The organism is Paenibacillus sp. VCA1 (genome assembly GCF_031583795.1).
Lineage (GTDB): Bacteria > Bacillota > Bacilli > Paenibacillales > Paenibacillaceae > Paenibacillus_AQ > Paenibacillus_AQ albilobatus.
On sequence record NZ_JAVLSX010000003.1, the window covers coordinates 1 to 26,913 of the forward strand.

Here is a 26,913-nt window from a genome sequence, read left to right on the forward strand (position 1 = left end):
GCCTTATAGAGGCTTCTGGAATACCCAACTCTTTCGCGACTCGCTTATATCCGAAGCCATGTTCGAGGTACATCTGAACAGCTTTATATTTCGATTCAGTTGAATGTGTGTGTTGGACTCTGGCCATATAAAAATCCCCTCCAAGTTAACAGTAAGAGTCAGTCTCTTATCTGTCTACCTAAAGGGGATAATATCAGGAAACCGCGCCAGCTCTCAGCTAGGTGTTTTTTTGAATATTTTTAAATCTAAATTATTTAAAAGTCTCTTATTGTATAATAATTAGCTGCTAGACTTTTTTTACTAGAGCTTCTAACCATTCCTGATTCTTTATATACCAATCAACTGTCTTTTTTATACCAACTTCAAAATTATACTTTGGTTCCCACCCAAGTTCAGTTCTTATCTTTGATGCATCAATTGCATAACGTCTATCGTGACCAAGCCGATCAGTAACAAAGGATATTAACTCGTTGTGATTTTTATTGATTTCATTTAGGATTGTATTTACAATTTGTAAATTGGTTCTTTCATTGTTCCCGCCAATATTATAAACCTCTCCGTCCTTCCCTTTATGAAGAACTAAGTCTATAGCACTGCAATGATCTTCAACATATAACCAGTCACGAACATTTAAACCATCACCATATACAGGTATTTTTTCATTTCTCAGTGCCTTGGTTAAAACCATTGGTATTAACTTTTCGGGAAACTGATATGGACCATAATTATTGGAACAACGTGTTATACTTACTGGAAAATGATATGTCTCGTAATAGGCCCTAGCTATCAAATCTCCCCCGGCTTTACTCGCAGAATAAGGACTATTAGGTGCAAGCGGTGTGTCCTCTGTAAATAGACCTTCTGCCCCCAAGGTACCATAGACCTCATCCGTTGAAATCTGTACAAATTTACTTACACCAAATTTTTTTGCTGACTCAAGTAATACATGAGTACCTAAAACATTTGTTTTCAAAAAAACGTCCGGATTTTGTATACTTCGATCTACGTGCGATTCAGCCGCGAAGTTTACCACCTTGTCTATTCCATTGGACATAATCTGTTCAACAATCTGTCTATCGGTTATATCTGCTTGAATAAAGGAGTAATTCGGATTGTTTTCAACACTAGCCAAATTTTGAATATTTCCGGCATATGTTAATGAATCCATATTTACAACTTCATAATTAGGATATTTATTCAACATATATAAGATAAAATTACTTCCAATAAATCCAGCTCCACCAGTGACTAAGATTCTCAAATAAAACAATCCTTTCTCCAATTATATTTTAAAATTAATTTCAGCATTAACTAATTCAGGATGATTCTTATCTTTGTCCGACAAAATTGGATTAGATACAGGCCAATCAATGCTAAGATTTATATCATTCCAAGCAATTCCTCTATCATGTTCCGGTGAGTAAAATTCATCAACCTTATATATTACTTGAGTGTTAGTTGTTAACGTGCAGTAACCGTGGGCAAATCCCTTAGGTATTAAGAGTTGACGTTTATTTTCTTCACTCAAAATAACTCCGATCCACTTTCCAAAAGTGTCAGATCCCTCTCTTATATCAACAACAACGTCATAAATCGCACCAGCAGTTGCTCTAATTAATTTAGTTTGCGCTTTTGGAGCTAACTGGTAATGTAACCCTCTAATTACCCCTGCCTCTCGAGAAAGCGCGTGATTATCTTGTATAAATTTATAATGCAGCCCTTTTTCTATAAATATCTGTTCATTATAGCTTTCCATAAAAAAACCTCTGGAATCCTGGTGAACAATTGGTTCGATTAAATATACTCCTTCAATTTCCATAGGTGTTATTTTCAAAACAAATCCCCTCTTCCTTATTTATTAAATACTCCTAAATCAATATATTCATCTTCACCTCTAATTTTACTTAATGCTCTAATATTCATATTTTTATCGGAAATTTTTATATAACCAATCCATCCATTATCATCCACATCCTTCTTTCCTAATGCTTCGGATAAACCCTTCCGATTAATACCATGGACCCCTGCTCCAATAACCATGTTCTTTTCATTTACAAAAACAATGTAATCAGGTTTTTCCTTTTGTGTAAGTAACCATCCTGAAGCTACAAATAAATCGCTTTTTACATTTGAAATAGTATCAAAATTGCCCAGTACTCCAGGATCTTTTTCTATTTTTGATGAGTCAATAATCTGATCTTCCTTATAGCTTGAATTCAAACTACTTCTAGTATAAAGATCTTCATATTCGTCTTTTAAAATTGATAGTATACTTTTATTTTCACTTGATGTACTTGAAACACTTAATGTTTCAGGATTAGTTTTGTGATGATTTTGAAATTCTGAATTTACAAGAATGATTAATAAATAGACTAATACTGCATTAAAAAGAAATAAGAGTATCTTAATTTTGGTTTTCATTGATTTTCCTCATTTATAATATCAAATTAGTCTTCCCGCAAAAACAGAACTTTTCTTCCTACCTAATTTGTCAAAAAGGACCCATTCATAAAGTTTTAAACCCCAAGTTTGAGGAGACATTCCTATAAATCTAATAATAAAATTTTTATTAGCTGAATTTTCAATATCTTCAAACACAATAGCTGTAGGCTCGTTATGTTTGATTTGTTGACTATCTAAAATAACAGTTCTTAATATTTGTTGGCTCTCACTTAAAACCTCAAACGCCAGATATTGACCCACATTATTCGTTTGGTAATTAACAAATATAGACTCTATACCATTCCAATTATTATGATTTGGAGTTACAGTATAATAAACTATTTTTTCATGTGATATTGATTCACCTAGGGTCAAAACGTGATCGTCTAAATTAGATTTCGAATGTATAATACTGTAATCAATAGTTTCCTTACATAATTCATTGATTTGGTTACTTAAATCTCCAGAACGGTTACTTCTCATTCGTCTTAATCGTTCAGTTAACCTTCTCCATTTACTGCCCATTAATAATTCATTCTGAACCCACAATTCACTAAGCTTCAGTTCAGTATTACTATCCGGTAGTAATAATTCATTTTCTTCATGAGTTGCAGCTGTTTCGGTACCTTGAATTATCTCTATGTTTTTTTCTAATAAGGACTGTAACGCAATATTATGAGAGGAGATATCTTTTAGATCTTTTACTTCTTCAGTTAATTTATTTATTTTTGCGAGTAATATTTCTTCCTTTTTTATAGAATTCTGTAAATTTGATAGTTGCTGGGATAGTTTATGAATTTGGGAGTTGGACTCTTCTCCTTCTTTATATAAATCTATTAATTTACCATTTAAGACTTCTATATCGGCAACAGCATCCTCATAACTTTCCTTTAATCTTCGAATAGTTACATGATGTGGTTCTTCTAATGGCGCTCTAGATAAGCTTATCAATTCCTCCTGTGATATTTGATCTTTTACAACAACCAAATGAATGAGAATTTGATCTACAATATTCATCGAACTCTGACGTAATTTAGCTTTTTCGTTTTTATCAAGTCTTCTATATTCGGGGAAGTAAAAATACTCTATTTTTAAACAACGAAAATCTATTTTCAAGTTACTATTATCGCTTGCCCCTAACCCCCACACTGGAGCGTGAGGAAAATAATAATCCTCCTCCGGTATAACTGAAAAAGAATCAGTTGTAAAAAATCTTGCGGTATGCTCATTAAAAACTTGCTTATGATATGGATTTGCTACATTTAGGCTTGTATTATAATAAGGAGCAGCAATGCATATAATCGCTTTATGTTTACATATACGATAAATCTCCTCCATTGTAGCCATTAAATCTTCGCAATGTTCCAAAAAATGGGATGCCATTACATACTCAACAGAATTATCTTCAAGAGGTATTCCTCTATCAATATCGCATACTATTTTGGTATCTGGTGTCTCAAATCGATCTATTCCAATGTATCCAGATTGCTTATTATACCCACATCCAATATCGATTTTCATGTAATACCTCCAACCTCAAAATTGATAAATTGCTTCCATCCCCATTAGTTTCACATGATCTTTTGTGATTCGAGATGTTTTATTTGTTTTTATACTGATGAGAAAGTCAATATTTTTAGCTTGATAAATGGGTTTATCAAACAATATCTCTTGATAAGAATTACCATTATTCTGATCAAAATAATGATTAAATGTTCTTAATACCATTGAACCTCTATTTGGCGTTCTTAATTCAAAAGACATTTCCAACCCATGTAATATGTCCAAATTATTGACACGAATCCCTGCCAGAGTATCTCCCAGACAAGTAAAGGTTAATGTTAAATCTTTCGAGTAGATTTGTATCTTATTTTCGTTTAAAGGAATAGATATTAGTTTATTAACAGCTTCTTTGCTACTGTGAGTTCTTGTAGTGTATTCATCTTCGAATTTATTATTAAATCTATTGATATGTTGAGTGTATAACTTTAACAATAGAGAGTAAATTTCTTTACCTCTAACTCCTTCGATCGAACACAATGTTTCAAATGAATTGTTTTGTAAATAAGGTAGACTTTCACGATAACAGTACCATTGAATCAAGTCATTATTGGTGAAGTCATGTATTAATCCAACTCTATTGTTGCTTGCAATTTGCACTATTTCTTCTATATTGCAGCTGTAATAATCCCAGTTGTTATCAACAGCCAATTTAATAATATCCTGGGAAAGTTTTTTTCCTAGCATTAAAATCGGTTCAATACCAAGTCTTGTAATTTCCTTTAATTGTTCAGGGTTAAAATTCTCACCAACAACGTATGCTACTTTTCGATTACTTGTAGAATAGTTAAACTTCACAAGTTCAATCATTTGTATGAATTTGTAAAAATTGGATTCAGTTGTGTATTCATTCTTAACAATGTCTAAGGCGTTTTTATGAATTTCTAAAAGTTTTTCATTGTCTAATTGAAGTATTTCTCGAACTTTTTTAATTAATTCGCCCGGTTTATTTGAAATCATAAAACCAGTTACTGTATCTGAAATCATCTCATAAACAATTTCGTTAGAATATATCCCCAATGCTCCCGAGGCTGTTGTTTCTAAAAATTTTATTGGGCTCTTGCTATTTTTAAAACTTGAATTCTCAATTACAGATACAATTATATCGAATGAATGATCCTTCAATGCCAATAAATACTCTTCATAATCATCTATTCTATTAATGAATTTATATTTTGATTGATCTACATTCTTTAGTGGGATACTCCCAATAAAATAGAATTCCACCTCATCTGAAAGCGACTTAGCTATTTCATCAATATCTTCCGAAAAAATTACTAACTCTTCTTCCCTTGACTCGTAACCGATCCAAGCCACTTTTAATTTCCCATTGCGTGGAGAAAAATCGTTTAATTTTTCTCCCAAAATATTAGTAGGGATTTGAAAAATGTTTTCGTTATAATTTTTAATTTTATGTGTCAAATTTTTATTGGGGGTTAGTATCAAATCACTTGACTTGAGATAATTAACAATTACTTTATAGTTCTCTGTATTTGGCTCAAATATTTTAAACTCTTCCCTTGGTAGTGTGTATAATTCCAATAAGTTATCATCCATAAGGTATATTGTTGGCTTTTTATTAATTAGTCTTTTCAATTCAGGTGTTATAATAGTCAATCGTTGCAAAATAACTACATCAGCATAATCAATTAATCTATGATCTAAATGATTTATCGAAACAAACATTGTATTGAACTTATTTTTGAGGAATTTAACAAAATTTGTAATCATTATATTAGTTGTCCCATTGTAGTCCTGTATTACTACTACTATTGTTTCTTTTCTAACAGATATAGGTTCAAATTGATCTGATATTTCCAACTTATTCCGATACCAAGGTAATAAATGTTCTACGTACAACAACTCTTTTAGAGAAGGTTTATCAACTATTTCTATACTATCCACGATACAATATTCGGTATTATCGACTCTTAATTGATAATTTCGCTCATCATTTTTGGTCTGTAGATATTTAAGAATTGATTGATCTAGAACGGCGGTTCTTCCCAAGGAATCAATCTGGTTTCCTTCTACCAAACTTACAATATGATCGACATGATGAATTGATATTTTTTCAGACCAACGAAGCCATAAATCCCAGTCACAAAGCCTTTTCATTGATACATGCATCTCATAGCCGCCATAGTCAAACGCTATTTGTCTGTGGTGAAGGACTGTGTTATTAGCTATAGTATTCGTGAGTCTTAACATATTGAAATTAAATTTTTCGCCAAAAATTATTTCGTGCTTTGAAAGAAGATCCACAAACTTACACTTGCCATACACTAGACAAGGTTCATCGAATTTGCTAATACTATTGAAAAGAACTTGCATAGCATCACTGTACCACTGGTCATCATCAAATTGATAAGCTATATATTTTCCCCTTGAATGCAAAATGCCTTGATTAACCCTTAGAGCAGGCAAACCAGAGTTCACATTATTGCGGATATACACAATTCTGTTATCCATACTCAAATATTCCATCACAACAGACCTAGTTTTATCTATAGATCCATCATCTACAATGATCAGTTCTAACTCTCTAAAAGATTGGTTTAAAACAGACTCGATAGATCTACTTAAAAGCCCATTGTCTCCCCGACAATAAGTAGGTAAGACTACACTAATTTTAGGATTATCAATTAAATTTTCGGATTGATAAATTTCTGTATCCTTTAAAAAATAGCTTGCTTCAATCATTGATGAGTCTCCTTATTTAATAAGCTATTTGAATTGGAAATATACGCATCTGCAACTTCTTGAGGAGTGCCCGTCATTTTAATCCCACCATTTTCCAGCCATATGCATTTATTGCAAAATTCAAAAGCAGATGCCATACTGTGTGTAACATAAACTAATATTTTCACCCTATCTACTAATTCATTTAACCTATTTTGGGCTTTTTTTAGAAACCTTGCATCACCTGCAGCAACAACTTCGTCTAAAAGGAGAATATCCGGTTCAATAGCTGTTGAAATTGAAAATGCTAACCTAATGAACATTCCAGAAGAATAGTACTTTACCGGAATATTTAAATGTTCCCCCAACTCACTAAACTCGGCAATTTCTTTCATTTTTCGTGAAATTTCTTTTGGGCTTTCGCCTAACATTAATCCTCTTAATTTAATATTTTCCCACCCTGTAGCTTCCATCTCAAAGCCAGTTGCAAGTTCGAATAAGCTTGCGATTCTACCCTCGACTTTTAGTGCTCCACTAGTAGGTGGATAGATACCAGCAACTACTTTTAAAAATGAACTTTTCCCGGCCCCATTATGTCCAATGATCGCTAGTCTATCCCCATCATATAAAGAAAGATTAATATTTTGTAATGCATGGATTGATTTTGCACCGGTAACTACAGATAGTCTCTTTTTTCTAGGTAATAATAAATCTTTAAGGCTATTATCTTTTAATATTTGATATTCCAGGTTAATGTTTTCCATCTCGATATAGCTCATATAATCACCACATCACAATCTAAATGTGATCTTTCTACCAATTTTATTAATTAGTAATATTGCAATCTGACAAAGTATAAGCGTTAAGATAACACTGATTCCCCAACTTTGAAGACTAGGCAGTTCTTTTCCCAACAACGGCCTTCTAATAATCTCCAACATATAGTAAAAAGGATTTAAAAGATATAACCATTGGAAGTTTTCAGAGTCCAACATTTCAGGTTTATAGATAATAGGACTTAAATAAAATAATCCTTGGATAATCAAAGATTGAAGAGGTTGGAAGTCCCGGATATACAGATTAACAATCGCGGAAATAGTAGCCCAGGCCGAGCAAAATAACAACCAAATTATTAACGCAGGAATTACCAGCAGCATATTAAGACCAAAATTATTGGGATTAATAAATATATAGATTAAGAAAAAGGCAATAATTGAAATCAACAGGTTAACAAAATTTACCAAACTAGCTCTGAGGGGAAATATTTCTATCGGCACTTGAGTTTGTTTTATATAACCCTGAGAACTAAGAAATGATAAAGATCCCCCTTCAGCGCTTGCGGTAAAAAATAGCCATGGTAATAACCCGGAAAACAAATAGGGAATAAGTTCTTCCATGGATGTCTTGAAAACTACTGAGTAAACTATTCCTATAATTAGGACAATCCCTAGTGGTGACAAGAAATTCCATGCTACACCTAATATTGAGTTTCTATACCTATTTTTTAAATCTTGTCTAGTAAGACTCACTAGAATATGCCTTGCAGAGATTAGATTTTTAAAATAATCCACAAGCAACTACCTCTCTACCATCTATTTATTTTAACTTCATAATAATTTTTTTGATTATGATATAAAAGGCACTTAAACCATGATTCTGAAAAATGCGTTTTATTTTAAACAAATACATATTGTTAGTTTCTCTTGTCAATTTAACTTCTTTTGATGAACAGTAAGGAGCTTTGTAAGAACAGATCTCAGGAATTTCAGATAGAACTTCTTCTGCTATCTTTTCTGAAGTAAAAGCTTCTTGCAACTGTTTATAACTTTGCTCTTTTATTTTTTCACTTAATTCTTTATTATTTATTAGGGATTCAATAGCCCTTAACCAATCCTCATAGTTATTATCTGATAGTAGCCCCGTTTTTCCTTCTTCTACTACAAAAACATAAGGTTCAACCTTTGAGTAAATTCCAGGAGTTCCAATTGCCCCGTACTCTAGATACTTATTGAAATATTTACATGAATGAAATTCTGTAGACTGAAGTGGAGCTAAACCAACATCCCAATTTCTTGATTTCATTATCTTTTTATATTCATCATAATTATTGGCATAAGGAATATGAAGGATACGATCGCTTAATTCAATAAAATCAGGCTTAGCTCCAAAAAATTCAAAATAAACATTGTTCGGATATAACTCTAATACATCAAATACAATCTGCTTAAGAAAATCATTTAGGTATGATCCGTGGTCGATACTACCAGCGAACCCGATAGTGATTTTATCGTCATTCTCTTTAGTAGGAAAAGATACCTTGTTCTCCAATAATAAAGATGGGGCGTTTATAGTAACTGCCGATTCTACATATGATTCATATTTTTTTAAAAGGTTAATATTTGTTGTCCATAAACAATTTGAAAGTTTTATTATTCCTAAAATATTATCTCTTATATGCGGAAGATCAAAGTATAACGCAGAAGCTGAATTTTTAGGAATATTCAATAAATCATCATCCATAAAGTATATAAGAAATTTCCCTAGTCGCTGCCCCTCCTTCATTATCTCACGTTCAATATTCTCACAGCCTCGGATACATACTATGATGTCGGCCCAAGCCACTTCCTGTTCAGTGACCGCCAATGTTTCCTTGAAACAAAAATCGATGTACCCCTTTTTTTCCAAAACATTAAGCGAAGATACAACACCTACAGTAGCAGATGGAATCTCTTTTAAGCAGAAAGCAAGTACTTTAGTTTTCTCCATCTCGCCCACCGAATAACACCATTTTTAAAACCTCTCGATTTTCACTGAAGTACTTATCGTATACAGTAAAACCAACTTTTTGATAAATATAAACAGCCTTATCGTTATCAGAAAACACTTCAAGAGTTATTTTTGATAATTTAAAATCATTAAAAGCAAATTTGCTCAATATTCGAAGTACTTTCTCTCCTATACTTTTACCCCTTGCCTCTTTTTCTGCAATCAGCAATCTTCCAAATTCAGCACTTCCTTCATCATGATTGACATGGTAAAGTGCTACTGTACCAACATCAATATTGTCTAATTCTATTATGAACATATAATCATCGGTTTTATTGATGTACGATTGGTACCATTTTTCTTGCTGCTCCGGGCTAATTATTTCACTGTTTAAAAAAAAAGACCTCGCCCAGTCAGAGTTTCTCCAAGATCTCATTTTCATAAGATCACTCGATAAGACTGGTCGAAGAGTTATTTCGTTAGATGTTATTCGGATTTTCTTCTTCATAATAAATCTCCTTATCGTAGTCAGCCCTTAATTCTTTTAACGTATTTCTCTAATGATTCTTCCCAATTGGGCATTCTAGCTTCTACATTAGATTCCAAAAAATGATTACTCAAAGCCGAAAAGCCCGGCCTTTTAGCCAAACTATTAAACTCTTGTGATGAAATTGAGTTTACCTTAGTTTGAATTCCCAATTGTTTTAATATGCTTTTAGCAAAATCATATTTTGAGCAATATCCGTTTCCGCTACAATGAAACAGACCAAACAATTGTTTTTTTAACAAGATTCTTATATGACTCACTAAATCAGGTAAATAAGTAGGATTCCCAACTTGATCATTGACAACATTAATCTGTTTATGTGTTCTAGCAAGATTTACTATGGAATTAAAAAAATTTTTTTTTGAACTTCCGTACAGCCAAGAGGTCCTGAGAATAATATATCGTTCACAAATCAGCTGGACAAAACGTTCACCATTTAATTTTGTTCGACCATAAACATTAATTGGATTAGTGGGACTAGTTTCATGGTATGGCACTCGTGTATTACCATCGAATACAAAGTCTGTAGATATATGCACCATCGTAATTCCATATTCATTAGAAATTTCAGCGATATTCCTAGGCCCAATTTCATTGACCATCATTGCAAGGTCAGGGTACTTTTCTGCATTATCAACATCATTATAAGCAGCGCAATTAATAATAATCTCTGGTCTTAATTCGTGAACTACTTTCTGAATATGATCTCTATTAGTTATGTCTAGTTGCCTTGAGTTTAGCCCAACCACTTCATTTTCGCTCATTAGTTCTTCAACAACCAGCCGTCCTAACTGTCCTTCTGAACCGGCTACTAAAATTTTCATCTTAGGACCCTACAAAAACTTCACTAATTAAGTTCTTCAAATATAGTCCGTAGTTCGTTTTCAACAATGGTTGTGCTAACTTTAACAATTGGTGCGAATCAATCCATCCATTTCTGTAGGCAATCTCTTCAATACAAGCAACATAATTCCCTTGCCGTTTCTGTACAGCCGCAACAAAATTAGATGCATCTAACATTGAATCATGAGTGCCTGTATCTAGCCAAGCCATTCCTCTACCCAACAGATTTACATTCAATTGGCCAGCCTCTAAGTAAAGGAGGTTCAAATCTGTAATTTCAAGTTCACCACGTCGTGATGGTTTCAATGATTTTGCTTTATCAGAGACTGAGTTATCATAAAAATATAACCCAGGTACAACATAATTTGATTTCGGTCGCTCTGGTTTTTCTTCTATTGACAACACTCTTCCAGAACGGTCAAATTCTACAACACCATAATGTTCAGGGTTTTGAACATAATATCCAAATATTGTTGCTCCTACATCTAAAGAAGATGCAAGTTTAAGGCTGTTCGTTAATCCGTGCCCCCAGAAAATATTATCTCCTAATACCATTGCAACATTTTCATTATTAATAAACTTTTCTCCTATAATGAAAGCTTCTGCCAAACCATTCGGAGATGGTTGAACAGCATATTGGAAATTCATCCCCAGATTTTCTCCATCTCCAAACAGTTCCATAAAGCCAGAAATATCCCTCTCTGTCGAAATAATTAAAACTTCTCTTATTCCAGCAAGCATCAAGGTAGAAAGAGGGTAATAGATCATAGGTTTATCATATACTGGTACCATTTGCTTAGACATTGCTTTGGTAATAGGATACAATCTAGTTCCAGATCCTCCAGCCAAAATTATGCCCTTCATTAAATTTACCTCCATTAGTTCAATATAATAGTCAATAAGCAACTGAAAGAATTGGAGCGACGAGCATGACTGTTAAACAGCCCCATAAACACCTAGATTGCTCGTCGCCCGATATAAACAACAGACTTTTTTGATTAAAAAACTTGAAAATTAATAGGTATATTTAATAACAGTCTCACTTATAAAGTCGATGTCTTGTTTTGTTAATTGCAGGTGCATCGGTAACGAAATTATTTTCTCAGAAATGTTGTGGCTATTTGGGCACGTTCCATGTGCATAATTATACATTGAGTAATCTGTGTTATCTCTGTAATGTACACCAGGGTAAATTCCGCTTTCATTTAATGCTAGCAATAACTCATCCCTATTATCAACAGCTATTACATATAGGTGTCTAGATGATTCGCAATTCTCGGCAACGAATACAGGTTTAATTTTCGAATGATATTCTTTGAAATTTTGGTTATACCATTCTGCCAATTGTCTTCGGTATGCATTATCCTGGTCTAGATATTTTAATTGAACTAGCCCAATGGCAGCCATAATTGAATTGCCGTGATATTTATAACCTACATATTCGACATCATACTTCCATTTATAAGCTCCCTTATCATTTGCTCTCGCATAAGTATCCTTATTAATACCTAACCAAGTCAGTTTTCTGCATAATTCATCAAGTTCAGACTCCTTAAAACAAATCATTCCAGAGTCAGCAGTAGGAAGGTTTTTTACGGCTTGGAAAGAATAAACAACAACATCTGCTTCTTTACCTGGTATGATACCGTTCAATCTTGTTCCAGCCATGTGGGCTGCGTCTAAAATCAATTTTAAATTATATTTCTCACACAGCTCGACAATTTCCATATAACGTCCTGTATTGCCCCCTAGCCCTACAAACATTATTGCTCTAGTTTTAGAGGTTATTTTTTTCTCAACATCTCTTGGGTCTAGACACAGATATTCATCGACATCAGCAAAAACCGGCTGAAGATTTTCGTACATAATGGCATGGTTTGTAGAAACAAACGTTAAAGGTGTAGTTATTACTTCATCTCCATCCTCCCATTTGTATTCCATTTTTAAAATTTTCAGTGCCAAACTTAGGCCAACCGTAGCTGAATTTAAAAAGTGTGCATTGGGAAGCCCGGTATATTCTTTCCACTTATTCTCAAACTCTACTGTTTTAAAACCGAGACCAGTCCACCCCTTTTCCAAACATTCTCTAATCTCTTCTAAGCATTCGTCTACGCGAAATGTAGGTGTGAATAATTGAATTGCCAATTTAATCCCTCTCATTCTTATTTAATGATAATCTTGATTAAACCCCTGACAACAGGGAAAGAGAATAATGCATCCAGTATACGGTAAAAGTATTTGTACGTCGAGATTCAGTCGAGAATGTTCTATATTTACAACAGTGGAATGCTCAGAGAATTTATAAGCTTTAACCATTTAGAAATGGTAACCAGTTGTTGCTAGATACTCTCGACTAAATTATGTTAAAATATTGTCGAATCTCACAAAAAGGAGAATGGAAACTTTGTCTAATCCAGTATACGGTAAACAGGCGAAAAGGTCGAGTAACGTCGAGAAAAAGCCTGCGCTTCTATTAGTGTTAATTGTTGCCATCATAGCATATTTAGTTTGGACTCCCTTTCAAGTAGCGCTTTTTAACGGTCAGATGCTAGAGTTTGAGAAGCCTTTGTTTTGGGCGATTGCCTTAGGATCAATATTGTTATTCCTGTGGATCGCCAACTACTATAAGAGTTTTAAGCTCGACGAACAGCGGGACTGGCTTCCTCTAGCGGTACTATTGCTCCCTATTACATACCTATTGTCGTATTTTGGAGCAGCTTCGCATTATTTGGCGATGAATATGGTGCTGATTGAATGCCTGTATGCCATCATGTTCATCATTAGCATCTACCTGCTCCAGGATCTGAGAGCGAATAAGATCATTCAAACGACGATCATGACGGTTGCTTATATTATCGTGTGGTTTGGTTTCCTGAACTGGTTCGGGCATGGGAAATTTGCAGGGACGCTTGTCGTTTGGTTTTCCAATGCCGTACTGAACGGAAAATACACGGATGCGGTGATGACGGATTCCAACGGTTTGCGTTTGACCTCCGTCTTCCAGTATGCCAATACATATGCGGCATTCCTCATGGCATTTTTGTTTGCTGCCGTATTCTGTCTGATTCGCTCGAAAAAATGGTACGGTCAGGCCATTCACGCCTTTATGCTGGTACCAATTATTGTGTCGATATTGCTCACGCTTTCCCGTGGCGGTTTGGTGATGCTGCCTGTTGTATTCGTTCTTTTGCTTCTTTTTATTAAGCCGGCTAAGCAAATTCTTTGGGTTGTATACTGCGCGATTGCAGGTATTGCTTCCCTCGCCATCTCCAAAGAGGTTACCGACCTGGGACTCCAACTGAACCAAAAATTCGAGGCTGGCGGAGCAGCCAAAGGATGGGCATTTCTCTTAATTACCTCTGCTGTTGTTGCTATCATCGGCTGGGTCATTCAAGCATTTCTTGCTCCTAAGATGGAACAAGGACTGGTTAAGGTTTCAGCTAAAAAGCTTGCCAATCTGTGGATTCCGGTCGGATCTGTTATCGTGGTGGGCATCGTTGCCTTTTTACTTATCGGAACCAGCGTACGCAATGTTTTGCCGCAAAACATCAGCACGCGCCTTGAGAATATTAACTTTAATCAGCACAGCGTGCTGGAGCGGATTACGTTTTATAAAGACGGCATGAAGGTTGTTAAAGATTACCCGGTTCTCGGTGCCGGCGGCGGCGCTTGGGCTGCATTATACGAGAAGTATCAGAACAACCCGTACACAAGCCGTCAGGCGCATAACTTCTTCGTTCAGTACTTGTTGGAAGTAGGGATTGTCGGTTTCGTTATTTTCATGGCATTTGTCCTGTTTATTTTCTATAAATATATTCGCGGATATATCCAATCGGATGGGGAAAGAAAAGAATCATATTTTCTGTACCTCATACTGACTTTGTCCATTCTTATTCACAGTATTCTGGACTTTAACATGAGTTACGTATTTATTGGGATGTTGGTGTTCATAGGACTTGGCGGCATGGCCGCTGCAATGGACAGCAAACCGCTGAAGAAGATTGCTTGGAAAACGGAGCACACAGGATGGATCTATAGTTTGGTGGTCGGCTTTTGCGGGATCATCGTGCTGATTACTTCTGTTCGATTTGCACAGGCAAGCAATGCCGGTCTGGAAGCCAAAAAAATAGCGCAAACAAGCACCTCTTATGAGGAAATCAAAGCGGCGCTGGATAAAGACTTAAAGATACGTCATAATCATCCGGATTCTGTGCTGCTGATGTCTTCGCTTTATCAATCGGTGTATAAACAGACTCAAAACGACGACTTTTACAATGCGGCGAATTCGCTCCTGACGGATGCGCTGAAAAAAGAGCCTTACAATAAAAGCATGATCAACCGCCTCATTACCAACTATCAGTTGAAAAATGAAAACGATAAGGCCTATGAAACTCTGGTTGCAAATGCACCGAAGTTCAACTGGGATATCGAATGGTATGAGAACATGATCACGCAAGGTTATGAACTTGGGTATGCGGCGCTTGGTCAAGGCGATACTGCTGAAAAAGAGAAGTACTTTAAATCAGGAATCGCCGCCTTTGAAAAGGTTCAGGCTGGTCTGAAGCATCTGGCTACCCTGCCAAAAGAGCAAATGGCTGGTCGTCCGTTTTCCAACTCGCCGGTTATGATCCTTGATACCGGAAAAATGTACTACATGACAAACCAACTGGATAAAGCTGCTGAAACGCTGAAGATGGGCGTTACCCAGGACTTTAGCGATGCGACGAACCGCGAAACTACTCGTTGGTATTTAGCAGCTTTGCTAAAGCAGGGCTCTAATGATCAGGCTGTTTATGACCAGTTCGTTAAAGCCGATCCAACAGAAAAAGAGTCGATTGAAAAATTAGTGCAGATTAATTTCTAATCTGGATCGAAAAAGAGCAGTCCACTTCAAAAGTGAGCTGCTCTTTTTATTAGAAAATTATCCATTCCAGCAGGACATTTACGCAACGCAAGTTATGTGTTCTGACAGCAAATTGAAGGCACACTGAAGACATTTCAAATGTACGCCAAATTTATATTAAACTATAAGGTAAATTTCCGATCCCTCTCCACAATCTCCCTCATAAACTCCAGCAAATCCTCCTTCAACTCCCCATGCTGCAGCGCGTAATGAATGGTTGTTTTGATGAATCCGAGCTTCTCGCCCACATCATGACGCAGTCCATCAAAATGATAAGCAAAGATCGATTCCGTCTCACTCAGCTTGGAGAGCGCATCCGTTAACTGGATTTCGCCATTGACGCCAACGGATTGCTCTTCTAGAATCGTGAAGATTTGTGGCGTCAGGATATACCGCCCCATAATTGCCAGATTGGATGGCGCCTCAGACGGCTGTGGTTTCTCCACAAGCGCGTTTGCACGGTAAACCCGGTCATTCACTCTCGCCGCATCGACCACGCCATAACGGGAAACCTCGGACCATTCCACAGGTTGCACGCCGACGATGGAAGATTCGTGTACGTTGTATATATCGATCATCTGTTTTAAACAAGGAACTTCAGACTCGACGATGTCGTCGCCGAGCAAAACCGCAAAAGGCTCGTCCCCAATAAATTTGCGCGCGCACCAGATGGCGTGGCCCAAGCCCTTAGGTTCTTTTTGCCGTATGTAATGGATGTCAGCCATTTCTGAAGACTTGCGGACCTCGTTCAGGAGATCCCATTTCTTTTTTGCGGTTAAGTTATGTTCGAGCTCAAAGGAATAGTCAAAATGGTCCTCGATCGCGCGTTTGCCCTTACCGGTAACGATGATGATATCTTCGATGCCGGAAGCAACGGCTTCTTCGATGATATATTGGATGGTGGGTTTATCGACGATCGGCAACATTTCTTTCGGCATCGCTTTTGTCGCCGGAAGAAAACGCGTGCCCAGGCCTGCCGCAGGAATGATGGCTTTTCTAATTTTCATCTATATACTCCTTATCCGGAAGTTCTATGTAACACACGATCTATTACCCTATTATATCGGACTTTGCTCAAATTCGCTTGAATGTAAAAAAAGCCCCCGCTTGATCAGAGACAAATGATCAATGCAGGGGCGATATCGTTTTTATTTCACCAATTGCCCGCGCGTTACCCCGAGCTGGTTGGTGGCTTTCAGTGTTTTCCATACCTGGGTGCCGCTGATTTCACCGCGAAGCGCGCGGTTATAGAGGTCGATGACCTCATGTACCTGTTCTTTCGTTTCCTCGAGGAATTCGACGCGGTAGTGGGATACGCCCAGGTCCATGAAGTTGGTCAGGTATTCGGCGCCGGATTGCTCGATGGCGTTATAGACCGTGTTGCGGCAGCCTTCGTCCACCCGGACCGGGTGGGACATGCCGATGCGGTCCTGCAGCGATACCCGGTGCTCTTCACACGGGCGGCCGCAGTTGGTGTAGTCCGTGCCTTCGCTCAGGAAGGTACAGTATACGCAGTGCTCGGTATGGAACATCGGCAAATGCTGATGGATGACGATTTCCAACCGCGAAGTTTCCGAGCGCTCAAGCAGATCGATCATCTGCTGAATGTTCAGGTCGTACGACGGCGTGACGATGTCGCAGCCGGCTTCGAGGAACAGGTTCACCGCTTTATGGTTGGCGATGTTCAGCGAGAAATCGCCGATCAGCTGCGGATGTTTCGCATCCGGGTTTTGCATCCGCTCGCGCAGGTAGAAATACAGCGCGCCGGTGTTGCGCACCAGCACGGCGTCCGGCTGGAGGCGCAGGATGTTTTTGTGGATGCCGTTCTCGATCGGCATATGGATGCGAGGCGTCACGAGCGCAATCCGCTTGCCGGCCGCATGAACGAGCTCCACCGCTTCCTTGAACTGCTTAATGAACTCGAAGTCGGCGTAGATGAATTCGACGCCGGCTTCCAGCGCAGCCTCCACCTGCGGGAGGCTGCGGCACAGCGCGGTGAGCTTCGCCTCACCGCGCGCCACTGGCGATGCGCTGCGCGCCGCATCGCCGAACACGTCCACCGCCCGTTTCACGTACACGGGCGGCTTCGGGCGCTCGCCGGCGAGCAGCTCCACCGCACGGCGGCGGATGCTGTTCAGCTCGCGCATGGGCACGATGACATCGCCTTGCAGGTCGACGTCCAGCTTCTCCAGCTGGAACACGGTGCCGCCCAAACGGCCGAACTGCTCTTCGAGCAGCGCATAATCCATCGGCCGTTTCTTGGCGACTTCCAGTTCCAGCTCCGAATCCACCTGGACCGTCGTGCCTTTCTGCACATCGGTCCAGATCGTCGTCAGCAGGCCGCCGGCATGGCCGAATGCTCTCACATGCACCGGAAAGACCCGGTACGGCTTATCCGTCTCGAACGTTTGACGCAGGCGCTTGTCCAGCGCCGGGTCGTTCGTTTTCCAGATGCGGTCGCCGACATGCACCTTATGCAGGTCCACGTCGCTGCGGCCTGGTACGATATCGACGATCCAGCCCTCGTCCGCTTCGCCTTCGATCTTGACGCCTTTGCGGCGCAGATCATAGATACGTCCGCCTTCTTCCGTCTTGGTCGGATCTCCGGCGTCAAACACGATGCCGTCGCCGCGCTTGAGCGGCGCTTCGATTTTGCACACGACGCCGTCGCGCAAAATTTTCTCCACGCGTCCGACATACACGCCGCGGCTTTTCGGGAACGTGCCGTCTACCAGCTTTTTATTGTTCGTGCCCTCCAGGAAGCCATGCGTAAACCCGCGCGAAAAGCTCTGCTGCAGCTCGCGCATCTCCTCCTTGCTCGGCTTCGTGTCGTCTCCTTCGAAGTAACGGTCGATCGCTTTGCGGTATTTGCTGACCACGTTCGCGACGTATTCCGGACTTTTGAGGCGCCCTTCGATCTTAAAGGAGGTAACCCCCGCTTCGATCAGCTCCGGCATCAAATCGATCGCCGCCAAATCCTTCGGCGAAAGCAGATACGCAACGTCGCCCATCGGCTTTTGCTCACCGTCGACCATCAGGTCGTACGGCAGACGGCATGCCTGCGCGCATTCGCCGCGGTTCGCCGAGCGTCCGCCCCACATTTCCGAAGTTAAGCACTGACCGGAGTAGGAAACGCAAAGCGCCCCGTGCACGAAAACCTCCATCGGCAGCTTCGCCTGCTCCCCGATTTTCTGGATTTGCTTCAAATTGTTTTCGCGGCCCAAAACGACGCGCTCCATACCCCAAGGTTTCGTAAACTCGACCGCCTCCGGCGAGGTGATCGTCATCTGCGTGGAGCCGTGAATCGGAAAGTCCGGAGAAATCTCGCGGATCATTTTGACGAGCCCCAGGTCTTGGACGATGACGGCGTCGACGCCCGCGTCGATGCAAGCATCGATCAGCTCTTTTGCATCCTCCAGCTCGTTTTCGAACACCAAAATGTTAAACGTCAAAAACCCTTTTACGCCGTAGCTGTGCAAAAACGACATGATTTCCGGAAGCTCGGCCATCAAAAAGTTGTTGGCGCGCGCCCGGGCGTTAAACTTCTCGACGCCGAAAAAGATCGCGTCCGCCCCGTTCGCCACCGCCGCCCGCATGCAATCCCAATCGCCGGCCGGCGCAAGCAGCTCCACATCTTCCCTGCGCAATGTTTTTGTACTCATGTATATCCTCCCAAACCGGACATTGCCGGTTGTTCCAGTTTTGTTTTTCCATCGAATGAATTAGACCATCGTTTATCTTTGAAATGATGTGAAAACTGCTTATGTTTCCCTGCAACTTTTTCACTTCATCTTCAACTTATCTAGTTTACCAGACATCCTGCAATCCTTCTACTACGTCGGAGCGATCTGTTGGTGGAGGATTTTGCAAACCTGTTTTCTATCATTTTGGTCAAAACAGAAGCCGGCCATTCGGGCGTCTGAAGGCGTGAGATAAAGAGGCTTTCACATAGGTCGAAGGATTCTGCCGCTGCCCCACCTCATAAGAAAAACGTCTTTCGACATACTTTCACGGAAGAAAAGCGTCTATCGACGTACTTTCAGAGAAGACTGACCGCGCTTAGCGGAAATTTTCCTTGAGATATAAGGGAGCCATCGCTCCGAACGAAGTCTCATATCATAAAAAACCGCAAACAGCCTTAATGTGAAGGCCGCTTGCGGTCATGCCAATATTTTATGAGAATGAGAGCATCTATAAGTATTATTTCGCTTTTTCCGTAAACGCAAAAGAATTCAGCGTCTGCTCCAGCGCAGTCTTTTGCGGTTCCGTCGCGTTCGCGTCGTTGAGGGACATGCTGATCGTATACACGATGTCGTCCTTTTGGAACAAAATCTGGCGCGCACTGTACGGAATGCCGTCCTTGACCTGATGCACCGTGATCGAGACGGCCGGTACGCCGGCGAACGTGATGTTCTCCGTTTTTTCCACCTTCAGATCCTTTTGGACTTTGGCCGCCTCGGCATAATACGTCTTCAGCTGGTTTACCGTCGAATCCAGGACGCCCGACTTCTCAGCCCCAATCCGGAATCTTCCGCCCACGAACTGATAGTCTACAGGCGATTTATCGAACTTATCCTGGTTGGCGGTCCAATACTGCGGGATATTGATTTTGTAGCCGAACGCCTTCGATTGTTTGGTCGTCGTTTTCGTTTTGCTGATCAGGAAGGCGTCTTCTTCCATTTTGCCAAACGTGTCGGAGACGACGTCAAAGTCGATTTCGATCGATTTCATCAAATCCTTGAATTTGTTCAAATCTTCTTTGTTTTTCTCCGGCACGGCATATTCCGCGTAATAGCGGTAGCCGTTATGCAGCACCATCACTTCGTATTCGGTCACCCAGCCATCGCCGTAGTTGTACCGAACCTCGTTCACGAGTCCTTTTTCCCCGGAAACCTCGATCGGCGACGTACCGACGATTTGGTAGGCGTCCTGCACAAACGACTCTTTCACCCATGTTTTTAACTCCTCGCTCCACTGCTCGAGGTTTTCGCCTTTTGGCGAAGAGGACACATCCAGCTTGAGATAGCTGCCCTTTTTGCTTTCGTAATACATGTTGCCATTGTCTACGTTCCAGCCTGCAGGCACGTCCAAGGAAACGCCGTAATCGTCATTCGATTCATGGCGCATGCCGTTTTTGACGGTAGACAGATCTTTGACCGTTTTATCCGAACCGCTGTAACCCGTGCTGAACGAATTGAGGAACCCGGCGTATCGTTTCAAGTCTTTGTAGTTTGTTGCTTTCAGGTCGGCAAAATACACCTCATATACCCGGTCATTCGCATAATACATGCGGTTTTCCCAGAACGTCCCGTCCCCGTCTTTGCTGATGATTCGCGCGTACGGCACGTTGGCCTGCGGGAAGCTTTCCCGGTCCACGACCAGCTCTCCGCCATCCTTCGCATCGCTGATGAGCTTTTCCAGCAGCTCGTCCGCCCCGAGTTTCACGTCCTGATCGATCGCGTGTACCTCGACGTAATAGGTGTTCTCCGCATCGCCAAACGACACGATGCTTTCATCCAGTTCGGAATCGCCCAGCAGCAGCCCGCTCGGGTAATTCATCGACCATTGATAATAGCTGTTGCCGATTTTCGTTTTGCCCTGGTCGGTATCGATTCCGGTATCGTCCGGCTCGACGGACGTGTCCGACGGGGTAAGGCTGACGACAACCGCACCCGTGCTCCCCGGCGCCAGTTCCGCCCCGATGCCTTCGGCCACCACCCTGAGCGGCACCATCAGCGTCCCCGAAACCATCGCCGGCGCGGCATCCAGCTTCACCTTACGTCCGTCCACCCAAGCGGTTTGGCTTCCGATCGTCATGGAGACCGTATGAGCCCCGTACATGACCTTAACGACGTTCCCGCCTTCAAGCCGAACCTGGCTGCCAAAAGCGCGCTTGAACAAACCCAGGGGGACCATCACTGTACCGTGATCCAGATACGGTTTGGCGATGGTTTCGTCTTTTCCGTTCATCCATGCCGAGGTGCTGCCCGTTTTGATCTTAAACGACAGTTTGTCCGCCGCATTGTCGGCCCATGCCGGCACCGCCGCCGAAAATACGATGCTGCCCGCCAAAAGCGCGGAGCTTACTTTGAAAAGCATATCTCTCTTCATCCGTGCATGTCCCTTTCCCTATTTAAAATTCATCCCCGGCGTCGCCCGCGGCCGCCTCATAAAGCGAATCCGCCCCATTGTCCAGCGACAGCACAAGCTTGCGCACCACGATATCCCCGTCGCTTTGCATCAGCAGCTTGACGGTTTGCCCCGGCATGTAAGACTTAAACAATTCATTGATGTCCACCACCGAAGTGACGCGTTTGCCGTCAATGCTGTATAATACGTCGTTTTCGCGTATGCCCGCTTTTTTTGCTTCGTCGGAGACGACTTTCGTGATGGTCAAAGGATCCTGCGTTGGCAGCCCCACGATGGCGGACCAGCTTTCCTCCATATTAAATCCAAGGCTTGGCCGCATGACTTCCCCGTACTTGAACAACTGGTTGATCACGTACTGTACGGTTTCCGACGGGATTGAAAATCCCATATTTTCCACGCCGATCGCTGAAAATTTCATGCTATTGATCCCCAGCACTTCGCCTTTCATATTGACCAAGGGTCCGCCGCTGTTGCCCGGGTTGATGGCTGTATCGCTTTGGATCAAGCGGTAAGAGGCGTTAATGGCCCGGTTCAAGCCGCTGACCACGCCCACGGTTGCAGAATTGCGAAAGGAGAAGGAAATCGGCGTGCCGATCGCCACAACCTTTTCACCGACCTGCGAGCTTTGCGCCGACTTGGCAAAAACGGCCGGCTTCAGGTTTGACGCATTGATTTTGATCAAGGCCAAATCGCTGATTTCATCCACATATGTATCGGTAATCTTATACGTTTTGCCGTCCGATGTGACGACGACCGTGCTTTGAAGTCCGTTGACGACATGGGCGTTGGTGACGATCCATCCGTTCGAACGAATGATAACGCCCGTACCATGCATCAAATTGTTGCGGTCCGCTGTGGTTTGCCCTGCCGGAGCCCGGCCGATGATGCCGACGACGGACGGCGAAATGTTTTTCACGATTTGCGGAACCGGATCCGCAGCCACCTGCATCTGATCGCTAGCCGCATTTTTTTGAGTTTTTGCCGCCGTTACAGCGGTTGTTGCCGCTTTCGTCTTCGCCGCCGCGGTCTGCTTGGTTGGGCTTTGCGCTCCGGCTTCGGCCGCCCCGCTGAGCAGCAGCAGGCTGCAAAGCAGCGTAATGACCCTCTTTTTCCCCATAGGCTTCATGTCCTCACCTAGCCTCTTTTTTCTATTTTTTCGCAATATTGGTGGTTCTCCCCTGAACCTTAATGCCAAATGTAACACAGAAATAGAAACTGGACAATTCATCCCAAGCCCTATCTTTTTGAAGCAAAAACAACAGGTAACGACAGCGTTAGCGCCCAATACGGCCGCTTGCCATGCATGAATATACCGGTTGGCCTCCATGAGATGTTTGCAGCGCTTTATGAATTTGATAGGAATAAAAAAAGACCCCTTTTTCGCTTCGGAGCGCAAGGTGTCTTCGTCTAACTTTTTTATGTCGTCCTAGCTCAGCCAGTTTTGAACCATGGCGTAGTCGGACAAAAGGAAAACCAACAAACAAACGATGCTGAATCCGATTGCAAACTTGTTTTTGACCGGCTGTCTGATCAAACGAATGGTTCCGATCAAAATAAGCAGCGTAAACAGTATCATAAAAATATCAAAGGTGTTGAATTTGGATGCAGCTGATGCAGCAGCTTCTGCAAGCAACATGATTGGACCTCCTCTATGAACGTTCGCTCGTTTTTACATATCTCTCTACATGTTATCCTTCCACAGTGACAGATGCAAGACTTTCCACACAAAAAATTGAAATTGTCATGAATTTGCCTATATTTGGTTGTTGACGCTGTGAGCGGTTGGGCTACAAAGAAGTTGAATATCGCTTTTATATAAGTATGAACGTATTCTTCCCAAAATATGTTCGGTAGCAGCTAAATAACGGGAAAAGCGGTGCCTTGGCTTCCAAGCCGATTCAGGTATTTTCGGATGAGTCAGATTTATAAAAGGATTTTATAAAAGGAATGAAAAAACCGCCGGAGTCATCCTCCGACGGTATTCTGGCATTTACAGCTTCAGCCTCCGTGCTCAGCTGCTTACTTGCAGCGCTTCTGTGCGGGCCGTATCCCGTTCCAAAACAGGTTTGAGATATTTCCCGGTATAGGAATCCTCCACTTTCACGAGCTGCTCCGGCGTTCCCGTCGCGATGATTGTTCCGCCGCCGCTGCCGCCTTCCGGCCCCAAATCGATCAAATAGTCGGCCGTCTTAATGACATCGAGATTGTGCTCGATCACAAGCACCGATTCGCCCGAATCGACCAAACGATGCAGCACGGTCAGCAAACGGTCGATGTCGTCCACGTGAAGCCCTGTCGTCGGCTCATCGAGGATGTACATCGTTTTGCCGGTGCTGCGGCGGTACAGCTCGGAAGCGAGCTTCACGCGCTGGGCTTCGCCCCCGGAAAGCGTCGTCGCCGGCTGGCCCAGCGTAATGTATCCAAGGCCCACGTCAAGCAGCGTCTGCAGCTTCCGGTGGATTTTCGGGATGTTTTTGAAAAACTCCGTCGCATCCTCGACCGTCATTTCCAGCACATCGGCGATGCTTTTGCCTTTATATTTGACTTCCAGCGTTTCGCGGTTATAACGTTTGCCTTTGCAAACTTCGCAAGGCACGTATACGTCCGGCAGGAAGTGCATTTCGATTTTTATGATCCCGTCCCCGCGGCAGGCTTCGCAGCGTCCGCCTTTGACGTTAAAACTGAAGCGGCCTTTTTTGTATCCGCGGATTTTCGCTTCGTTCGTTTGCGCGTAAATGTCGCGGATATCGTCAAACACGCCCGTATAGGTCGCAGGGTTCGAGCGCGGCGTCCGTCCGATCGGCGATTGGTCGATATCGATGACCTTCTCCAAATGCTCGAGGCCCCTAATTTCCTTATGCGCCCCTGGACGCACCTTAACGGCTTTGTTTAGCTCTTTCGCGAGCGTTTTATACAAAATCTCGTTGACCAGCGTCGATTTCCCGGAACCCGAGACACCCGTCACCGCCGTAAAGACGCCGACCGGTATTTTGACGTTCAGATTTTTGAGGTTATTCTCGCGCGCCCCGCGGACTTCCAGCCAACGTCCGTCCGGTTTTCTCCGGTTCGGGTTCACCGGGATGAATTTCCGGCCGCTCAAATATTGCCCGGTCAAGGAGTTCGGGTCGTTCATGATTTGCTTCGGCGTTCCTTGCGCGATGACGCGGCCGCCATGAATCCCCGCACCCGGCCCGATGTCGATGATGTAATCCGCGGCCAGCATCGTATCCTCGTCATGCTCGACGACGATCAGCGTGTTGCCGAGATCCCGCATATGCTCCAGCGTCGCGATCAGTCTGTCGTTGTCGCGCTGGTGCAAACCGATGCTCGGCTCGTCCAAAATGTACAATACGCCCATCAAGCTGGAGCCGATTTGCGTTGCCAGCCGGATCCGCTGCGCTTCCCCGCCGGACAAGGTGCCCGCCGCACGGCTGAGCGTCAGGTATTGCAGACCGACGTTTACGAGGAATCCGAGCCTGCTGTTGATTTCCTTCAAAATCAAATGTGCGATGGAGCGTTCCTTCTCGGACAGCTCCAGCGAATCGAACACCTGCATCGCTTCGCCGATCGACAAGCTGGTCACGTCGGCGATATTATGCCCGGAGACGGTAACCGCAAGCACTTCTTTTTTCAAACGATGTCCTTTGCACACCTCGCAAGGTTTGGCGCTCATGAAATTCTCGATGAATTCGCGGATTCCGTCCGAAGCCGTCTCACGGTATCGGCGCTCCAGGTTGGGGATGATGCCCTCGAATACGACATTCGCTTCCTTCCGCTGCCCGAAGTCATTTTCGTAACGGAAGCGGACTTTTTCGTTGCCTGTTCCGAACAGCAGCTTGTCCATGTCCTCTTTTTTCAGCTGGCTGACCGGAACGTCCTGCGGGATGCCGTAATGCTCGCATACCGAGCTCAGAAACTGCGGATAATAATTGGAGGTGCTACCCGTCCATGCCAAAAATGCCCCTTCTTCGATGGATTTCTCCATGTCCGGGATGAGCAGTTCCGGGTCGACGATCATTTTGACGCCGAGGCCGTCGCATTCCGTGCAGGCGCCAAACGGGCTGTTGAACGAAAACATGCGCGGGGACAGCTCTTCCATGCTGAATCCGCAAATCGGGCAGGCAAAATTGGAGCTGAAACGAAGCTCTTCCTGACCGATGATATCGACGAGAATCTGCCCGCCCGATAGCTTAAGCGCCGTTTCGATCGAGTCCGCAAGCCGGGTTTCGACGCCTTCCTTGATGACGATCCGGTCCACGACCACTTCGATCGTATGTTTTTTGTTTTTCTCCAGCTCGATCGTTTCGGAAAGATCGCGTATCTCCCCGTCGACGCGCACCCGGACGAAACCTTGCTTGGCCACGTCGGCGAACAGGTTTTTATGCTCGCCTTTGCGTCCCGAGACGATCGGCGCCATCAGCTGCAGCCTCGTTTTTTCCGGATACGACATGATCCGGTCGACCATTTGTTCCACGGTCTGGGACGTAATTTCAATGCCGTGCTCAGGGCAATGAGGATGCCCGACTCGGGCAAACAGCAGGCGCAGATAGTCGTAAATCTCCGTTACCGTTCCTACCGTGGAACGCGGGTTGCGGCTTGTCGTTTTCTGGTCGATGGAAATGGCCGGGGACAGGCCGTCGATCGAATCCACGTCCGGCTTCTCCATTTGGCCTAAAAATTGGCGCGCGTACGCGGACAGAGACTCCACGTAACGGCGCTGACCTTCGGCATAAATCGTATCAAAGGCCAGGGAGGATTTACCCGATCCGCTTAAGCCGGTCAGAACGACAAACTTATCCCGCGGAATGGTAATATCGATATTTTTCAGATTGTGAGCCCGTGCACCTTTGATGACGATATTTTCGCTTGCCAATGCTCGTTCATCTCCTTTGGTTCATAAAGCCGGCTTTCCGCCGGCTTTATGGCATCAGTTTGTGTATGATAACGCCAAATGACGTTTCTAATATCCACAAAGAGAACGACCTGAAAATATGGGCCGTTCTCTTCTCCATTCTGTCCT

Annotated in this window: 20 protein-coding genes; 1 reads left to right on the forward strand and 19 read right to left on the reverse strand. The window is 42.6% G+C overall.

All coding sequences use genetic code 11. From position 1 onward, the window contains the following. The 13 genes from RJP21_RS31435 to RJP21_RS06840 all read right to left on the reverse strand — a co-directional run. The coding region (locus tag RJP21_RS31435; RefSeq protein ID WP_483874783.1) for a transposase at positions 1 to 127 on the reverse strand (127 nt) is incomplete at its 3' end. A 159-nt stretch (positions 128 to 286) separates the two neighbouring features. Next, positions 287 to 1,261: a dTDP-glucose 4,6-dehydratase gene (gene rfbB / locus RJP21_RS06785; protein ID WP_310858628.1), complete on the reverse strand. Its 975-nt coding sequence runs from the start codon at positions 1,259 to 1,261 to the stop codon at positions 287 to 289. A 21-nt stretch (positions 1,262 to 1,282) separates the two neighbouring features. Then, positions 1,283 to 1,834, reverse strand: coding sequence for a dTDP-4-dehydrorhamnose 3,5-epimerase (gene rfbC / locus RJP21_RS06790; protein ID WP_310858629.1), 552 nt, complete (start codon positions 1,832 to 1,834; stop codon positions 1,283 to 1,285). A gap of 17 nt (positions 1,835 to 1,851) precedes the next feature. Further along, positions 1,852 to 2,421, reverse strand: coding sequence for a hypothetical protein (locus RJP21_RS06795; RefSeq protein ID WP_310858630.1), 570 nt, complete (start codon positions 2,419 to 2,421; stop codon positions 1,852 to 1,854). A 21-nt stretch (positions 2,422 to 2,442) separates the two neighbouring features. Continuing rightward, complete coding sequence (locus tag RJP21_RS06800) at positions 2,443 to 3,963, reverse strand: methyltransferase domain-containing protein (RefSeq protein WP_310858631.1); 1,521 nt, start codon at positions 3,961 to 3,963, stop codon at positions 2,443 to 2,445. A gap of 15 nt (positions 3,964 to 3,978) precedes the next feature. Further along, positions 3,979 to 6,705 (reverse strand): glycosyltransferase, encoded by a 2,727-nt coding sequence (locus tag RJP21_RS06805; protein ID WP_310858632.1) that lies wholly within the window; start codon positions 6,703 to 6,705, stop codon positions 3,979 to 3,981. After that, complete coding sequence (locus tag RJP21_RS06810; protein WP_310858633.1) at positions 6,702 to 7,463, reverse strand: ABC transporter ATP-binding protein; 762 nt, start codon at positions 7,461 to 7,463, stop codon at positions 6,702 to 6,704. The genes RJP21_RS06805 and RJP21_RS06810 overlap by 4 nt, the downstream gene beginning before the upstream one ends. A gap of 12 nt (positions 7,464 to 7,475) precedes the next feature. Then, positions 7,476 to 8,255 (reverse strand): ABC transporter permease, encoded by a 780-nt coding sequence (locus tag RJP21_RS06815; RefSeq protein ID WP_310858634.1) that lies wholly within the window; start codon positions 8,253 to 8,255, stop codon positions 7,476 to 7,478. A gap of 25 nt (positions 8,256 to 8,280) precedes the next feature. Continuing rightward, positions 8,281 to 9,450 (reverse strand): glycosyltransferase, encoded by a 1,170-nt coding sequence (locus RJP21_RS06820; protein WP_310858635.1) that lies wholly within the window; start codon positions 9,448 to 9,450, stop codon positions 8,281 to 8,283. After that, positions 9,437 to 9,958, reverse strand: a complete 522-nt coding sequence (locus RJP21_RS06825) for a GNAT family N-acetyltransferase (protein ID WP_310858636.1) — start codon at positions 9,956 to 9,958, stop codon at positions 9,437 to 9,439. The genes RJP21_RS06820 and RJP21_RS06825 overlap by 14 nt, the downstream gene beginning before the upstream one ends. A gap of 20 nt (positions 9,959 to 9,978) precedes the next feature. Then, positions 9,979 to 10,821, reverse strand: a complete 843-nt coding sequence (gene rfbD / locus RJP21_RS06830) for a dTDP-4-dehydrorhamnose reductase (protein ID WP_310858637.1) — start codon at positions 10,819 to 10,821, stop codon at positions 9,979 to 9,981. Between the two features lies 1 nt (position 10,822). Further along, on the reverse strand, positions 10,823 to 11,704 hold the full coding sequence (gene rfbA / locus RJP21_RS06835; RefSeq protein ID WP_310858638.1) for a glucose-1-phosphate thymidylyltransferase RfbA: 882 nt from the start codon (positions 11,702 to 11,704) through the stop codon (positions 10,823 to 10,825). Between the two features lie 150 nt (positions 11,705 to 11,854). Further along, positions 11,855 to 12,985: a DegT/DnrJ/EryC1/StrS family aminotransferase gene (locus RJP21_RS06840; RefSeq protein ID WP_310858639.1), complete on the reverse strand. Its 1,131-nt coding sequence runs from the start codon at positions 12,983 to 12,985 to the stop codon at positions 11,855 to 11,857. Positions 12,986 to 13,244: 259 nt separating this feature from the next. Between RJP21_RS06840 and RJP21_RS06845 the strand changes: the two genes are divergently transcribed. Then, on the forward strand, positions 13,245 to 15,704 hold the full coding sequence (locus tag RJP21_RS06845) for an O-antigen ligase family protein (protein WP_310858640.1): 2,460 nt from the start codon (positions 13,245 to 13,247) through the stop codon (positions 15,702 to 15,704). Positions 15,705 to 15,865: 161 nt separating this feature from the next. Here RJP21_RS06845 and galU read toward each other — a convergent pair whose 3' ends face one another. The 6 genes from galU to uvrA all read right to left on the reverse strand — a co-directional run bounded on the left by galU (position 15,866) and on the right by uvrA (position 26,766). Continuing rightward, a complete protein-coding gene (galU, locus tag RJP21_RS06850; protein WP_310858641.1) occupies positions 15,866 to 16,750 on the reverse strand; it encodes a UTP--glucose-1-phosphate uridylyltransferase GalU in 885 nt (294 codons plus the stop codon). 141 nt (positions 16,751 to 16,891) lie between these two features. Beyond that, positions 16,892 to 19,405 carry a U32 family peptidase gene (locus RJP21_RS06855; protein WP_310858642.1) on the reverse strand — a complete coding sequence of 838 codons (2,514 nt, stop codon included), beginning with the start codon at positions 19,403 to 19,405 and terminating at the stop codon, positions 16,892 to 16,894. Between the two features lie 538 nt (positions 19,406 to 19,943). Further along, positions 19,944 to 21,842 carry a stalk domain-containing protein gene (locus tag RJP21_RS06860; protein WP_310858643.1) on the reverse strand — a complete coding sequence of 633 codons (1,899 nt, stop codon included), beginning with the start codon at positions 21,840 to 21,842 and terminating at the stop codon, positions 19,944 to 19,946. Positions 21,843 to 21,876: 34 nt separating this feature from the next. Further along, positions 21,877 to 23,019, reverse strand: a complete 1,143-nt coding sequence (locus RJP21_RS06865) for a S1C family serine protease (RefSeq protein ID WP_310858644.1) — start codon at positions 23,017 to 23,019, stop codon at positions 21,877 to 21,879. Positions 23,020 to 23,319: 300 nt separating this feature from the next. Continuing rightward, the gene (locus RJP21_RS06870; protein WP_160044136.1) at positions 23,320 to 23,529 is read right to left on the reverse strand and encodes a hypothetical protein; all 210 of its coding nucleotides are present in this window, start codon (positions 23,527 to 23,529) and stop codon (positions 23,320 to 23,322) included. 375 nt (positions 23,530 to 23,904) lie between these two features. Next, positions 23,905 to 26,766, reverse strand: coding sequence for an excinuclease ABC subunit UvrA (uvrA, locus tag RJP21_RS06875; protein WP_160044135.1), 2,862 nt, complete (start codon positions 26,764 to 26,766; stop codon positions 23,905 to 23,907). Between the last annotated feature and the right edge of the window lie 147 nt (positions 26,767 to 26,913).

What these genes read in the sequence shown, in the direction of transcription:
- RJP21_RS06795 (WP_310858630.1), bottom strand. Translation starts at nt 2,421, where the DNA reads ATGAAAACCAAAATTAAGATACTCTTATTTCTTTTTAATGCAGTATTA.
- RJP21_RS06800 (WP_310858631.1), bottom strand. Translation starts at nt 3,963, where the DNA reads ATGAAAATCGATATTGGATGTGGGTATAATAAGCAATCTGGATACATT.
- RJP21_RS06805 (WP_310858632.1), bottom strand. Translation starts at nt 6,705, where the DNA reads ATGATTGAAGCAAGCTATTTTTTAAAGGATACAGAAATTTATCAATCC.
- RJP21_RS06810 (WP_310858633.1), bottom strand. Translation starts at nt 7,463, where the DNA reads ATGAGCTATATCGAGATGGAAAACATTAACCTGGAATATCAAATATTA.
- RJP21_RS06820 (WP_310858635.1), bottom strand. Translation starts at nt 9,450, where the DNA reads ATGGAGAAAACTAAAGTACTTGCTTTCTGCTTAAAAGAGATTCCATCT.
- RJP21_RS06825 (WP_310858636.1), bottom strand. Translation starts at nt 9,958, where the DNA reads ATGAAGAAGAAAATCCGAATAACATCTAACGAAATAACTCTTCGACCA.
- rfbD (WP_310858637.1), bottom strand. Translation starts at nt 10,821, where the DNA reads ATGAAAATTTTAGTAGCCGGTTCAGAAGGACAGTTAGGACGGCTGGTT.
- rfbA (WP_310858638.1), bottom strand. Translation starts at nt 11,704, where the DNA reads ATGAAGGGCATAATTTTGGCTGGAGGATCTGGAACTAGATTGTATCCT.
- galU (WP_310858641.1), bottom strand. Translation starts at nt 16,750, where the DNA reads ATGAAAATTAGAAAAGCCATCATTCCTGCGGCAGGCCTGGGCACGCGT.
- RJP21_RS06855 (WP_310858642.1), bottom strand. Translation starts at nt 19,405, where the DNA reads ATGAGTACAAAAACATTGCGCAGGGAAGATGTGGAGCTGCTTGCGCCG.
- RJP21_RS06860 (WP_310858643.1), bottom strand. Translation starts at nt 21,842, where the DNA reads ATGCTTTTCAAAGTAAGCTCCGCGCTTTTGGCGGGCAGCATCGTATTT.
- RJP21_RS06865 (WP_310858644.1), bottom strand. Translation starts at nt 23,019, where the DNA reads ATGAAGCCTATGGGGAAAAAGAGGGTCATTACGCTGCTTTGCAGCCTG.
- RJP21_RS06870 (WP_160044136.1), bottom strand. Translation starts at nt 23,529, where the DNA reads ATGTTGCTTGCAGAAGCTGCTGCATCAGCTGCATCCAAATTCAACACC.